This is a genomic window from Luteibacter sp. SG786 (genome assembly GCF_011759605.1).
Taxonomy (GTDB): Bacteria; Pseudomonadota; Gammaproteobacteria; order Xanthomonadales; family Rhodanobacteraceae; genus Luteibacter.
This window is the reverse complement of sequence record NZ_JAAOYX010000001.1, coordinates 368,754-381,545: the sequence shown is the minus strand read 5'-3', so window position 1 is coordinate 381,545 and position 12,792 is coordinate 368,754. Positions and strand designations below refer to the sequence as shown.

The 12,792-nt window shown below is 67.3% G+C and carries 12 protein-coding genes and 1 pseudogene; 7 read left to right on the top strand and 6 right to left on the bottom strand.

All coding sequences use genetic code 11. The features are described 5' to 3' along the window. Positions 1 to 23 precede the first annotated feature (23 nt). From FHS47_RS01705 to FHS47_RS01685, 5 genes are all read left to right on the top strand, one after another. Complete coding sequence (locus FHS47_RS01705) at positions 24 to 803, top strand: phosphatase PAP2 family protein (RefSeq protein WP_167022158.1); 780 nt, start codon at positions 24 to 26, stop codon at positions 801 to 803. 40 nt (positions 804 to 843) lie between these two features. Beyond that, entirely contained in the window at positions 844 to 1,800 is a 957-nt protein-coding gene (locus tag FHS47_RS01700) for a diacylglycerol kinase family protein (protein ID WP_167022156.1), read from the top strand. Continuing rightward, positions 1,797 to 2,594 carry a metallophosphoesterase gene (locus tag FHS47_RS01695; protein WP_167022154.1) on the top strand — a complete coding sequence of 266 codons (798 nt, stop codon included), beginning with the start codon at positions 1,797 to 1,799 and terminating at the stop codon, positions 2,592 to 2,594. The genes FHS47_RS01700 and FHS47_RS01695 overlap by 4 nt, the downstream gene beginning before the upstream one ends. Before the next feature lie 87 nt (positions 2,595 to 2,681). Further along, positions 2,682 to 3,122, top strand: coding sequence for a hypothetical protein (locus FHS47_RS01690; protein ID WP_167022152.1), 441 nt, complete (start codon positions 2,682 to 2,684; stop codon positions 3,120 to 3,122). Beyond that, positions 3,115 to 4,428: a sorbosone dehydrogenase family protein gene (locus FHS47_RS01685; protein ID WP_167022150.1), complete on the top strand. Its 1,314-nt coding sequence runs from the start codon at positions 3,115 to 3,117 to the stop codon at positions 4,426 to 4,428. Before FHS47_RS01690 ends, FHS47_RS01685 begins: the two co-directional genes overlap by 8 nt. Positions 4,429 to 4,557: 129 nt before the next feature. Here the strand turns inward: FHS47_RS01685 and FHS47_RS01680 are convergent, their stop codons facing one another. Both FHS47_RS01680 and FHS47_RS01675 read right to left on the bottom strand, forming a co-directional pair. Further along, a complete protein-coding gene (locus FHS47_RS01680; RefSeq protein WP_167022148.1) occupies positions 4,558 to 5,364 on the bottom strand; it encodes an SDR family oxidoreductase in 807 nt (268 codons plus the stop codon). A 56-nt stretch (positions 5,365 to 5,420) separates the two neighbouring features. After that, positions 5,421 to 6,980, bottom strand: a complete 1,560-nt coding sequence (locus tag FHS47_RS01675; RefSeq protein ID WP_167022146.1) for an oligopeptide:H+ symporter — start codon at positions 6,978 to 6,980, stop codon at positions 5,421 to 5,423. Between the two features lie 97 nt (positions 6,981 to 7,077). Here FHS47_RS01675 and FHS47_RS01670 point away from each other — a divergent pair, with 97 nt between their 5' ends. After that, the gene (locus tag FHS47_RS01670; protein WP_167022144.1) at positions 7,078 to 8,109 is read left to right on the top strand and encodes an oxidoreductase; all 1,032 of its coding nucleotides are present in this window, start codon (positions 7,078 to 7,080) and stop codon (positions 8,107 to 8,109) included. 119 nt (positions 8,110 to 8,228) lie between these two features. Here the strand turns inward: FHS47_RS01670 and FHS47_RS01665 are convergent, their stop codons facing one another. From FHS47_RS01665 to FHS47_RS01650, 3 genes and pseudogenes are all read right to left on the bottom strand, one after another. Further along, a complete protein-coding gene (locus tag FHS47_RS01665) occupies positions 8,229 to 9,098 on the bottom strand; it encodes a sulfurtransferase (protein WP_167022142.1) in 870 nt (289 codons plus the stop codon). Beyond that, a pseudogene (locus FHS47_RS01660) lies at positions 9,092 to 9,879 on the bottom strand (CoA pyrophosphatase). The gene FHS47_RS01665 and the pseudogene FHS47_RS01660 overlap by 7 nt, the downstream one beginning before the upstream one ends. 131 nt (positions 9,880 to 10,010) lie before the next feature. Continuing rightward, positions 10,011 to 10,727, bottom strand: coding sequence for an FKBP-type peptidyl-prolyl cis-trans isomerase (locus FHS47_RS01650; RefSeq protein WP_167022136.1), 717 nt, complete (start codon positions 10,725 to 10,727; stop codon positions 10,011 to 10,013). 163 nt (positions 10,728 to 10,890) lie between these two features. On the opposite strand from FHS47_RS01650, the gene FHS47_RS01645 reads away from it, so the two are divergent. Further along, on the top strand, positions 10,891 to 11,673 hold the full coding sequence (locus FHS47_RS01645) for an enoyl-CoA hydratase-related protein (protein WP_167022134.1): 783 nt from the start codon (positions 10,891 to 10,893) through the stop codon (positions 11,671 to 11,673). 206 nt (positions 11,674 to 11,879) lie between these two features. Here the strand turns inward: FHS47_RS01645 and FHS47_RS01640 are convergent, their stop codons facing one another. Beyond that, the gene (locus FHS47_RS01640; RefSeq protein ID WP_208381728.1) at positions 11,880 to 12,704 is read right to left on the bottom strand and encodes a DUF1684 domain-containing protein; all 825 of its coding nucleotides are present in this window, start codon (positions 12,702 to 12,704) and stop codon (positions 11,880 to 11,882) included. Positions 12,705 to 12,792 lie beyond the last annotated feature (88 nt).

Here is a 12,792-nt window from a genome sequence, read left to right as displayed (position 1 = left end):
CCACGACACGAGGAGCAAACGGAATGGACGCGGAGTGGATCAGCCGCCATGCCCTGTCGATCTGGGCCGTGCTGCTCGCAACCGCCCTGGGCGCCGCCGACCTGGCCTGGCGGCGGGCCGTGCGCAGGCGTAACGGCCAGGATGCCGCGGCGCGCGCCCTGCTGCGGCCGGCCACCACGATCGCGGTGGTCGTCGCCATGTTGGCGCTCGCCGCCGCAATCGCCGTGGAGATTCGCGACGCCACCGGCCTCGCGGCATTCGATGCCGCCCTGGCCGGCCAGTTGCGCACGAACATGCCGGAGGCGGCATTACGGGCGATCGCCCTGCTCACCCATGCCGGCGACGCGCTCGTGCTCGGCGTGGCGGCCGCCGCCGTTTTCATCGTGCTGCTGTGGCGACGGCATCGGCGTCTGGCCGGGGCGTGGATCGCCGCCCTCCTGGGCACGGCGCTGATCAACGCTGCATTGAAGGGATGGTTCCGGCGCGAGCGGCCGCTGCACGACCACGGCTTCATCGTGGAACACAGCTACAGCTTCCCGAGCGGTCACGCATCCGGTTCGATGGTCTTCTACGGCATGCTGGCCTACGTGCTGCTCGTGCTGTGCCCGCCACGCTGGCACCGCACGATTGTGGTGGCGGCTGTCGCGATGATCACCCTGGTGGGCATCAGCCGCATCCTGCTCCAGGTGCATTATTTCAGCGACGTGCTCGCGGGTTACGCGACCGGCCTGGCCTGGGTGACCCTGTGCGCGGGCAGCGCCGAGTACGTGCGCCTGCGCGAGGGACGCCGGGCAGCCTCGTGATTTCATGCGGTCGTGACGGCACGAATGCTTCCTTGTAGCGATGCCGACGCCATCCCAAGCCTTGCCCCTCGCCATCGTGATGAACACCGGATCCGGCCACGGAGAGGCCGGCGCCGCCCGCGACGAGATCGCGCGCATCCTGGATGCCGCCGGCCGCCCCCATCGATTCTTTCCGATCGACGGCGAGCGCGACATCAAGGAGGTGGTCAGGGAGGCCGCCGACTACGCGAAGTCCAACGGCGGCGCGCTGGCGGCGGCGGGTGGCGACGGCACGATCAACTGCGTGGCGGGCACCGCGTGGAAGGAAGACCTCGTGATGGGCGTGCTTCCCCAGGGCACCTTCAACTTCGTCGGCCGGACCCACGGCATCCCGGCCGACACGAAGGCGTCCACCGAGGCACTGTTACGCGCCACGCCACGAGAGATCCAGGTCGGCATGGTCAACGACCACCTGTTCCTGGTCAACGGTAGCCTGGGCCTCTATCCGCAGGTGCTCGAAGACCGCGAAGCCTGGAAACAGCGCTTCGGCCGGCATCGCATCGTGGCCCTGTGGGCCGGGCTTGCCACAATGCTGCGCGGGTACCGGCCGTTGCGCATCGAGGTAAGCGACGGCACGCAGACCCGCACGCTGCGCACGCCCACGCTGTTCGTGGGCAACAATGCCCTGCAGTTGGAAAAGATCGGCCTGCCCGAAGCGGAAGACGTACGGCGCAACGACGGCACGCTCGCGGGGCTCGTCCTCAAGCCGATCGGCAAGCTGACCATGCTCGGCATCATGCTCAGGGGCGCCCTCGGCAAGCTAGGCGAAGCGGAGCAGGCCGTGAGCTTCCCCTTCCGGGAGATCACGGTCGTGCCGAAGCACCATCGTCACGCCATCAAGGTGGCGGTCGATGGAGAAATTGTCTGGCTGAAGCCACCCATCGTCTTCCGCGCCGCGCCGCGTCCCTTGCGCCTGCTGACCGATGGCGAGCGCCAGCCCGGGGAGGACCCGGGTTGAGCCTGATCGTACAGATCTCCGACCCGCATTTCGGAACCGAGCGCCCCGACGTGGTGGCGGCCCTGCACGAGGCGATCGTTTCGCTTTCGCCGCGCCTGGTCATCCTGTCCGGCGACCTGACGCAGCGCGCCCGCCGCTCGCAGTTCGACGCGGCCAGGCGATTCGTCGACGCTTATGCGCGCCCGACCCTCGTGATACCGGGCAATCACGACGTGCCGCTTTTCAACGTCTTTGCGCGCGTGTTGGACCCGTTCGGGAACTACGCGCGGGCGTTCGGCCGCGACCTGGAACCGGTGTTCGAAGACGGCGAGGTGCTGGCGATCGGAGTGAACACCGTACGACCTTCCCGGCACAAGAACGGCGAGGTATCGGACGCGCAGATCGAGCGGGTTTCGACGCAGTTACAGCGGGCGCGCGACCACCGGCTTCGCATCGTGGTCACGCACCAGCCGGTGCACGTCATACGCGAGAAGGACATCGCCAACCTGCTGATCAACCGCGAGCGCGCCATCGCCGCATGGGCCGAAGCCGGCGCCCACCTCGTGCTCGGCGGTCATATCCACTTGCCTTACGTCCGCCCCCTGGGTGCCAAGGGGCAAGATCTTGCGCGCCCCCTCTGGTCCGTGCAGGCAGGCACGGCGGTGTCCCGGCGCATCCGCGAGGGCATCAGCAATTCGTTCCACGCCATCCGGCGCGAGCGTGCGGACGAATGCACCGTGGAGCAATGGGACTATGACGAAGCGGCAAGGCGCTTCAAAGCCGGCAGCCGCACGTCCATCTCGCTGCGGCACTGAGGCCGCTGCGCCCGCCCCGGCGTGTCCATACACACCGTCGACGTGTCGCGGGTCTACTATCGGACAGTCCATCCAAGGGGCCCCGTCATGAACTACCCAGCACCGCGCCGTTCCGCCGTGGCCAATGCCGTTTATGCGCTCCTGAATCCCATCCCGTTCGGTTTCTTCGTCGCCGCTCTGATCTTCGACGGCGTGTATGCGAACACGGGCACCATCCTCTGGGCGAAGGGCGCGGCGTGGCTGATCACCTTCGGCCTGCTGCTTGCGATCGTCCCGCGTCTGGTGAACCTCATCCAGGTGTGGATCACCTCACGACGATTCGTTCGTTCCGCGGACCATGTCGACTTCTGGTTGAACGTGGTAGCCATTGTCGCCGCCATCCTCAACGCCTTCGTCCACACACGCGACGCCTACGGGATCATGCCTGCGGGACTGTGGCTTTCCATCGTTACCGTGCTGCTGATATCCATCGGCCACGTGGTGATCGCGGTGCATTATTCGACGGTTCGGGAGATCGCCCATGACTAAGGCATTCCCGCGCGCCGCGCTCGCCCTTGCCTGCGTGCTGGCGCTGGCCGGCTGCGCAGGCAAGAGCGAGCAGAACGCGGCCGACCAGGTGGGCGGCGCCCCGTCGCTGCCCAAGGCGCGGAATTTCCTTCTTCCGCCCATGCAGGTGCCGCGCTTCACCGGTTGGAAAGAAGGTGCCACGCCGACTGTCGCGCCGGGGCTGAAGATCGAAAAGATCGCCGGCGACCTGAAGCACCCGCGGCAGCTGCTGACACTTCCCAACGGCGACGTGCTGGTCGTCGAGGCCAACGGGCCCGGCGAGGAAGCCGTGACGACTCCGAAGCAACTGATTGCCGGCATGGTCAAGAACACGTCGGGCAAGGGCGCGAAAGGCGGCGACCGGATCACGCTGCTGCGCAAGACCGGCACCGGCGAATGGGAAAAGCACACCTACATCGAGCACCTGCATTCGCCGTTCGGCGTGCAGTTGATCGGCAACACGCTGTATGTCGCCAATACCGATGCGATCGTCACCTTCCCCTACACGGAGGGAGCCACGCGCATCGACGCCCCGGGCACGGAATTCACCGACCTTCCCTCGACGGTGAACCACCATTGGACGAAGGCGCTGCAGGCGAACGGAGACGGCAGCAAGCTCTACGTGGGTGTGGGTTCAAACAGCAACATCACCGAGAACGGCATGGAGGTGGAATATCGCCGGGCCAACGTGCTGGAAGTGGATGTTGCCAGCCGTGGCAGCCGCATCTACGCCTCGGGCATCCGCAATCCGACCGGACTGCAATGGGACTCAACGACAAACACGCTGTGGGCCATCGCGAACGAGCGCGACGAGATCGGCAACGATCTGGTCCCCGACTACATGACCTCGGTGAAGGAAGGCGCCTTCTACGGCTGGCCGTACAGCTATTACGGCCAGCATGTGGACACGCGCGTGAAACCGCAGCGGCCCGACATGGTGCAGAAAGCGATCAGCCCCGACTACGCACTCGGCTCGCACGTGGCCGCCCTCGGCTTCCTCCTGAGCCAGCGGAACGCGTTGCCGGCGCAGTACCAGAATGGCGCGTTCGTCAGCGAGCACGGCAGCTGGGATCGGTCGCCGCTGAGCGGTTATGCCGTGGTTTTCGTCCCGTTCCAGAACGGACGACCCGTCGGCAAGCCGGAAACCCTGGTGAGCGGCTTCTATTCCAAGGACGAAAAGGAACTCTACGGTGCGCCGGTAGGCGTGGTGTTCGACAAGGAAGGTGCGCTGCTCATCGCCGACGACGTCGGCAACACGGTATGGCGAGTCTCCGCCGCAGCGCCCTAGCTCAAACTTTAGGAGCCGCTATAGCAGTGAGTGAGCCTTGTGGGAGCCGGCTATGCCGGCGATCCCGCGGCAGCGGGCAAGCTGGCTGCGAGTACCCACCGCCGCTGAAGCGGCTCCCGCACAGAGCACTCATACATACTGCATCTTCCGACGCATCCCGCCGTCCACGGTGAAGTCCTCCCCCGTGATGAAGCCTGCCTGCGATGACAGCAGGAACACGGCCAGCGCGCCGATGTCCGGCGGCAAACCCACCCGGCCGACGGGATGTTGCGCGTGGTCCGCGGCGGACAACTTCGGCTTTCGGCGCGCGGAGGGTTTTTTCCATTCGTCCACGACGATCCATCCCGGATCGATCGCATTCACCCGCACCGGCCCGGCGCTGATCGCCAGCGCGTGCGTGAAGGCCACGATACCCCCCTTGCTTGCGGCATAGGCCTCGGTATCCGGCTCCGACTGGTGGGCGCGCGACGAAGCGATGTTCACGATGGCGCCGTTGCTTTTCTTCAACGCAGGAAGCGCATGCTTGCTGCAAAGGAAGGTGCCGCCGAGGTTGGTATCGATGCGGCGCTTCCACTCGCTCCACTCGAGTCGCTCCAACGGCCCCGTTTCGGGATCGGCGATGCCCGCGTTGTTCACAAGGCCGTCGATCCTGCCGAAGCGACGCAATGCGCTGTCGACGAAACGCTTGACGCTGGCTTCCTTCGCGACATCGAGCACGAGGAAGGCGGCGCGGTCGCCGACCTTCCATTCGTCGAGGCAGGCCTTGCCGGCTTCGGCGTCGAGGTCGCCGATCACCACGCTGCCGCCCGCCTCGAGCACCGCTTGGGCGATGCCTTTGCCTATGCCCTGCGCGCCCCCGGTCACGAGCACGACCTTGCCCGGCCACTCGGCGGCGGCGGGGACCGGCAACGGGGACACGTGTTTCGGGGCAGGCATGGCTTCGCTCCTTACGGCAACAGCGGGATCCTCCGCGCCATGCCGTGGAGGAAATGTCATGCGTGGCGGTAGTAGTCCATCTCGCGATACCTGCGGGCATACAGACCGAACGCCAGCGCCGCCACGGCGGCGAAGGCCGCGAAGAAGAACATCTGGAACGCCGTCGCGCCGATGCCGGTGCCGGCGATACCCGCCAGCACCGCATCGTTGCGCACGCCCGCGTTCGCAAGCAGCACCCAGAGGTTGCCCACGGTGACACTGAGTGTCCAGAAGCTCATCAGGGTGCCCTTCATCGACGGCGGCGCCTGGCTATATGCGAACTCCAGTCCCGTCGCCGAGACCAGCACCTCGCCCATCGTGAGGAACACGTACGGCAGCAGCTGCCACGCGATGGAGACGGCGTCGCCGCCGTCGATCGCGAGCTGGATGAAACCCACGATCACCCAGGCAACCGCGGAAAACGCGATGCCCGAGGTCATGCGGCGCAGCGCCGTCGGCTCGATACCCAGCCGGCGCAGGAACGGAAACAGCACAAGGTTGTTGAAGGGAATCAGCAACAGCACCAAGGCCGGGTTCACCGCCTGCATCTGCGCGGGGTGCAGCCACTCCGGCATGCTCATGGCATTCGCCTGCAACACCCAGGTGGAGGCCTTCTGGTCGAACAGCGACCAGAACGGTGTGACCAGCGCGAACACCAGCAGCACACGCAGTACGGCCGCCACGGCGTCCACCGCCTCGTCGGGGTGCCTTCCCCGCGCACGCTCGAGTTGCAGGCGTGTTCCGAGGCCGATGCCGCCGAGGCCAAGCACGAAGGCGAGGCAGAGGGCCGCCACGATGCCTAGCACGGGCATGAGGGCAAGCGAGCCGGCAGCCATGGCGAAGGCCGCGACGGTCACGGCAAGACCCGGCCGCCCTTCTCCCGGGGCATGGGAGAGCAAGGCGGTGCGCACCACCCGCGCGAAGCCGTGCGGATCGCTGCCAGCCGGGGGCAGCATCACGTAGTGCTTGCGTCCGCTCCAGAACACCACCGTGGCGACGAACATCAAGGCGCCAGGAATGCCGAACGCCACGGCCGCGCCGTAATGGCGAAGGAAATACGGCATCGTCAGCGAGGCCAGGAACGAGCCCACATTGATCATCCAGTAGAAGGCGTCGAACACCACCTTCGCGAGCCGCCGGTTGCTCTCGTCGAACTGGTCGCCGACGAAGGCGGCCACACAAGGCTTGATGCCGCCCGCGCCGAGCGCGATCAACGCCAGTCCCGTGTAGAACCCGGGCACGCTGTGCTCGAACAAGGCCAGGCACAGGTGGCCCACGCAATACAGGAGGCTCAGCCACAGCACGGTGCGGTATTTGCCGAACCACCGGTCGGCCAGCCAGCCGCCCAGCAGCGGGAAGAAGTACACGCCGATGACGAAGGTATGGAACACGTCCTTCGCCGCGCCAGGTCGCTCCGCTTCGGGCAGGTACATCAGCAGTGACGTGACGAGAAACGGCGTGAGGATGTTCCGCATGCCGTAGAAGCTGAAGCGCTCGCAGCCCTCGTTGCCCACGATGTAGGGGATCTGGCGCGGCAGGCGCGCGCTACGCGCAGTGTCGACGTCGAGGGCGGTCATGGCGTTTCCGGGGGAGTGAGCAACCGCAGGATCCTAAACGAAACGCTCAGGGCAGCCGCGCTACGCTTGCTCCGATTCCCCTCCCTCGGAGCCCACCATGCAGCCCATTCGCACCGGCCTCATCGGCTATGGCACGGCGGGCGCGGTCTTCCACGCGCCGCTCATCGCGGCAGCGTCCGGACTGCGCCTTACCGCCATCGCCAGCCGTCGCGCGGACGAGATCGCCCGCGACTTTCCCGAAGCCAAGGCTTACGAAAATCCTCAATCCCTCATCGACGATCCGGACATCGAGCTCGTCGTGGTCGCCACGCCCAACGAGACCCACGCCGCCCTCGCCCGCGCCGCGCTGGAAGCGGGCAAGCACGTGGTGGTGGACAAGCCGTTCACGCTCGATGCCCGCGAAGCCGAGGCGCTGATCGCGCTGGCGGATGCCGCCGGGCGGAAGCTGTCGGTTTTCCACAATCGCCGCTGGGACAGCGACTTCCTGACGGTGCGCCGCCTCGTCGACGACGGTCGGCTGGGCGAGATCGCCTACTACGAGGCGCATTTCGACCGCTTCCGCCCGGAAATCAAGCAGGGGTGGCGGGAGACGGAGGCGCCGGGTGCCGGACTGCTCTACGACCTGGGCGCGCACCTCATCGATCAGGCCCTGGTGCTGTTCGGCCTGCCGCACGCCGTTACCGCCGACGTAGCCCGGCAGCGCGCCGCCGCCAGGGCCGACGACTATTTCCATGTGGTGCTCGACTATGGCCGGCGCCGCGCCGTGCTGCATGCCTCGGTGCTCGTGCGCGATCCGGGGCCGCGCTACCTCGTGCACGGCGACGGGGGCAGCTTCGTGAAATACGGCATCGACAGTCAGGAAGCCGCGTTACGCGAAGGCCGCCGTCCGGGCGGCGAAGGCTGGGGAGAGGACGACCCGGCCCTGTTCGGGCGCTTCACCGACGCCGACGGCACGGCCGCAACGATCGACTCGCTGCCGGGCCGTTACACGGCCTACTACGACGGTATCGCCGCATCGATCAGCGACGGCGCACCCCTGCCGGTCGAAGCGCGTGAGGCGCGCGACGTCATTCGCATCATCGAGGCGGCGCAGATCAGTGCGCGAGAGCGGCGCACGATCGTTCTGTAAGTGTTTCGATCCATTGTGGGAGCCGCTTCAGCGGCGATGGGTGCTCGCCGCAAGCTGGCCCGCTGCCGCGGGATCGCCGCTGAAGCGGCTCCCACAGGAATGCGGATGCCGTGCGGCGCTCAGTGGTCGCCGGCGGCAACGGGACGCGACGGATCGCTCACCCACCCACTCCACGACGGCGCGTAGAGGCGCGAACCGCACAGGCCGGCGTACTCCATCGCCAGGAGGTTGTGGCATGCGGTGACGCCCGAGCCGCACATGTGCACGACGTCTTCCGGCGGATGCGGCCCGATGATCGCCGCGAAGGCGAGGCGGAGTTCCTCGGGCGCGCGGAAGTATCCCTGGGCGTCGAGGTTGTCTGCGAAGGGCCGGTTGCGCGCGCCGGGAACGTGCCCCGCCACGGGATCGAGAGGCTCTACGTCGCCGCGGAACCGGGGCGCGGCGCGTGCGTCCAGCAACAGCAGCCGTCCGCTGGCAAGACCTTCGGCCAGTTCGTCCGCGCCGATGGCGGCATGGAAATTGACATGGACGGCCGTGGGCTCGCGCACCGGCAGCACGTTGTCCACAGGCAGCCCGGCCTCCACCCACGCCGGCCACCCGCCGTCGAGCACCGCCACGTTGTCGATGCCCGCCAGCCGCGCAAGCCACCAGAAGCGCGCCGCCGCCAACGAGCCGCCCGCGGCGTCGTAGACGACCACCTGGAGGTCCGGCCGCCAGCCGGCGGCCGAGAGCCACGCCGAGAAACGTTCCGCCGACGGCAGCGGGTGTCGCCCGCGGCCGTTAGACGGAGAGCCCATGTCCGCCAGGTCGCGGTCGAGGTCGGCGCGCACCGCGCCGACGACGTGCGACAGCGCGTAGTCCTGGTCGCCCTTGCCGGGATCGCGGCCGCCCGGCTGGTTGAGGTCGAACCGGGCGTCGACGAACAGCACGTCGTTCGCCGGCAGCTGGGCGGCCGTGGCCGCATCGATGAGCGTGCGCGAGATCAGCATGGGTGTCCCATCCGCTTGAGCAGGTTGAGCAGGATGGCGGCCGTGACGCCCCAGATGCGGTAGCCCGCATGGAGGAACTCGACCATCTCCCGCCGGTGTCCCCGGAAATCCATGGTGTAGCGGCGAAGGTTCGCGGGATCGAGGAAGAATCCGAATGGCACCTCGAACACTTCCGCAACCTCGCCCGGGTCTGGCTTCAGCATGGCATCGGCCGCGACGCGTGCGACCACGGGCGTGACCGAGTAACCACTGATCGTCTCGAACGTCTCCAGGAAGCCAAGCGGCGTGACCATGCCTGCGTCGAGTCCGATCTCTTCATGGCTTTCGCGTAGTGCTGCGGCCACGACATCGGCGTCGGTGGGCTCCACCCGTCCGCCGGGGAACGCCACCTGCCCCGCGTGCTGCTGCAGGGTGTCCGTGCGCAGCGTGAGCAGCAGGTTCTGCTCGCGGTCGTCGCGAATGCCGATGAGCACGGCGGCCGGCCTGCGCGGGCCGGCGCCGATCAATTCGGCCATGTCGCCGTGGTTCCAGCCGCGCGGCCCCGGAGGCGCTTCCAGCGGAATCAGCGCACCGCGCAGCCGGGCGAGCATGTCGTCCATCAGCTGCCTTCCCTGAAGGGAAGCACGTCGTCCATGAGCCGGATCTTTTCGGCGTCGGTCATCCTCGTCCATCGGGCGATCTCGTCGCCCGTGCGCAGGCATCCCATGCAGAAACCGCGCGTATCGAGGCGACACACGCCCGTGCAGGGGCTGAGGGGTAGCGTGGAGGAAGCGATGCTCATACCGCCTCCCATTGTAGCGGGATGGGTGTAGGAGCGCGCCCTGCGCGCGACAGTTTCTCGCCCCCGGTCTACAAGCTGGCGCGCCAGCTCCGGGGCACGGCCCCAAAACATGTCGCGCGCAGGGCGCGCTCCTACCGGACGTCCATCAGCTCGATCTCGAACACCAGTGCCTCATTCGGACCGATGCGCGGCAGTTCGCCGCGTTCGCCGTAGGCCAGCGCGGGCGGGATCACCACCTTCCAGCGGTCGCCGACACGCATGCGCGGGATCACGTCCTGCCAGCCGGGGATGACCCGATTCACCGTAAACGTGACCGGCTTGCCGTGCGCGTAGGAACTGTCGAATTCGGTGCCGTCGATGAGCGCCCCGCGATAGTTGACCACCACGGTGCTGGTGACCTTCGCCTGCGGACCATTGCCTTTCGCGAGCACCGCGTACTGGATGCCCGACGGAAGCGTGATGACGCCGGGGCGCGTCTTGTTGCTGGCGAGGAAGTCGGCGCTGCGTTTCGCGTTGGCCGCGGCGACACGCCGGAACGCCACCATGGAATCCCGCTGCACCTTGGCATCGAAATTCACGAGCTGCTGCTGCATCACGTCGATGGGCACGCCGGGGGCGCGCTTGGCGTAGCCGTCCTGCAAGGCCTTCACGAGTACGGCGATGTCCACGTCGGGCTGCACACTGTTCGCGAACTGCGTGCCGATCTGGTAGCCGATGGCGTAGGAAAGCTTCGTCTTGTCGATGGCCGGCGCACCCGAGGCGGGCAGCGTGGGCGCCGACTGTGCGCTCGCGAAACCGCTTGCCAGCGCCAGCGCGACGAACACGACCAGGAAACGCAAGGGTGACATCCCGTTCTCCGTGAACCCGGAACCGTTGGCGTGCGTGGAGGATAGTCCATCGGCACGCGGCCCGCCCATTGCTTCCTGAGACGCCGTATTGGGGGTAAAGGTTCCCTTCCCTGCGCTACCATCCCGTTTTTCGGCACGTCCGCCCCACCGACCAGGAGCCGTCATGGCCTTTCGCACCCTCGCCACCGCCGATCGCGGCGCCGTTCGCACGATCACCGTCAACCGTCCCGACAAGCTCAACGCGCTGAACCGCGAGACGATCGGCGAGTTGACCCTGGCGTTCCGGCAGGCGGCCCAAGACGATGCCGTGCGCGTGGTGGTGCTGGCGGGCGCGGGCGAAAAGGCCTTCGTGGCGGGCGCCGACATCTCCGAGATGACCGCATGGTCGCCCGTGCAGGCCCAGTCTGCCTCGCGCGCGGGGCAGGACCTCATGCTCACCATCGAGCGCCTGGGGAAGCCGGTGATCGCGAAGATCCAGGGCTATGCGCTGGGCGGCGGAATGGAACTGGCGATGGCGTGCCACCTGCGTGTCGCCAGCGAGAAGGCCCGCTTCGGTCAGCCGGAAATCGGCCTGGGCCTGATCCCCGGCTTCGGCGGCACGCAGCGCCTCACGCGCCTCACCGGCCGCGGTGCGGCGCTCGAACTGTGCCTGCTTGGGCAACAGGTGGACGCGGCGCGTGCCGAACGGCTCGGGCTGGTCACGCGTGTCGTGGCCCCCGACGAACTCGACACCGCGGTGGACGCGATGGCCGACCAGCTTGCCGCTGCCGCGCCGCTGGCCCTGAAGGGCATCCTGGACACGGTGATCGAGGGCGGCGAATGCGCCATCGACCAGGGCTTGGCCTTCGAGACGCAAGGCTTCGCCATCGCGTTCTCGACCGAAGACATGCGCGAAGGCACGGGCGCATTCCTCGAACGACGCAAGGCGAGCTTCAAGGGCGTCTGAACACACAAGAGACAGAGCTCAACTCCTGTGGGAGCCGGCTACGCCGGCGATCCCGCGGCAGCGGGCAGGCTTGCCGCAAGCACCCATCGCCGCTGAAGCGGCTCCCACACAGAGCTCGCCTGACTTGTGGGGCTCCCCACAAATCCGTTTCTTGTGGGAGCCGGCTACGCCGGCGATCCCGCGGCAGCGGGCAGGCTTGCCTCGAGTCAGTGCCCGCCGCGGTATTTCAGTTCACCTGCCTCCACTCGCACGTCCAGCCGGTTTTCCGGCGGCGCGAGTTGGCAGGTGGCGTAAGGGGTAAATGCGCACGGCGGGTTGCGCGCTTCGTTGAAGTCGATGACCAGCTTGCCGTCCACCGGAAGCCCCGTGTCGAGGAAGCGCCCCGCGCCATACGTCTCCTTGCCGGACGTAAGGTCCCCGAAGACGAAGAAAAGCGCCTCGGGCACCTCCTGGATCGGGTACAGCTCGAACACCCGTCCGTCGCGCGTGAACACGGCCTTGCCCGGCACGTTCTCTTTCTCGATGGTACCGATGACGGTGCCAAGTTCCAGTTCGTACGGCGGATCGAACGGCACCCAGTCCGCGACCACGCGCCACGTGGGATCGATCGGAAAGTACTCCAGCCCCTCGAAACCGACGCGCGTTTCGGCTTGCTCGTCCTTCACGCGTACCGCCTTGCGCCCGTCGCGTTCAATGACGATGAGGGTCGCGGAACCGAAGCGGACCTCGCTCGGCGTACCCCCTCGCGCGTCGTCGCGCAACGACGCGCGCTCGACCGCCTGACCGTCGACGACAGCTCCGCTGCCGGGAACCAGTTCGATCGTGCTCGTGCCGTCCGCCGCGAGCACGATCGTGCCGAGGTGAGCCGGCCCGACTTGCAGCACGACGTCGTTGTCGCTCGCGCTGCCGATACGGTTTGCGCCTTCCTGCAACCATTCGAATCCGACCAGGCTGAGCCAGCCGCCCGGCGCCGTGAGCAGTTCCAGACGCCGCGCACGCGCGGCAGCGACGTCGTGTTCATGAGAATTCATCGCCATCTCAAGGTAACCGATTCTGTAGGAGCCGCCATGGCGGCGAGGCAACCCGCGACAAGATATCCAACGAACGCCGTGTCCGCAT

Coding starts and splice junctions, on each gene's coding strand:
- FHS47_RS01685 (WP_167022150.1), top strand. CDS start 3,115: ATGACTAAGGCATTCCCGCGCGCCGCGCTCGCCCTTGCCTGCGTGCTG.
- FHS47_RS01690 (WP_167022152.1), top strand. CDS start 2,682: ATGAACTACCCAGCACCGCGCCGTTCCGCCGTGGCCAATGCCGTTTAT.
- FHS47_RS01675 (WP_167022146.1), bottom strand. CDS start 6,980: ATGACCGCCCTCGACGTCGACACTGCGCGTAGCGCGCGCCTGCCGCGC.
- FHS47_RS01670 (WP_167022144.1), top strand. CDS start 7,078: ATGCAGCCCATTCGCACCGGCCTCATCGGCTATGGCACGGCGGGCGCG.
- FHS47_RS01705 (WP_167022158.1), top strand. CDS start 24: ATGGACGCGGAGTGGATCAGCCGCCATGCCCTGTCGATCTGGGCCGTG.
- FHS47_RS01665 (WP_167022142.1), bottom strand. CDS start 9,098: ATGCTGATCTCGCGCACGCTCATCGATGCGGCCACGGCCGCCCAGCTG.
- FHS47_RS01645 (WP_167022134.1), top strand. CDS start 10,891: ATGGCCTTTCGCACCCTCGCCACCGCCGATCGCGGCGCCGTTCGCACG.
- FHS47_RS01640 (WP_208381728.1), bottom strand. CDS start 12,704: ATGAATTCTCATGAACACGACGTCGCTGCCGCGCGTGCGCGGCGTCTG.
- FHS47_RS01650 (WP_167022136.1), bottom strand. CDS start 10,727: ATGTCACCCTTGCGTTTCCTGGTCGTGTTCGTCGCGCTGGCGCTGGCA.
- FHS47_RS01680 (WP_167022148.1), bottom strand. CDS start 5,364: ATGCCTGCCCCGAAACACGTGTCCCCGTTGCCGGTCCCCGCCGCCGCC.
- FHS47_RS01700 (WP_167022156.1), top strand. CDS start 844: ATGCCGACGCCATCCCAAGCCTTGCCCCTCGCCATCGTGATGAACACC.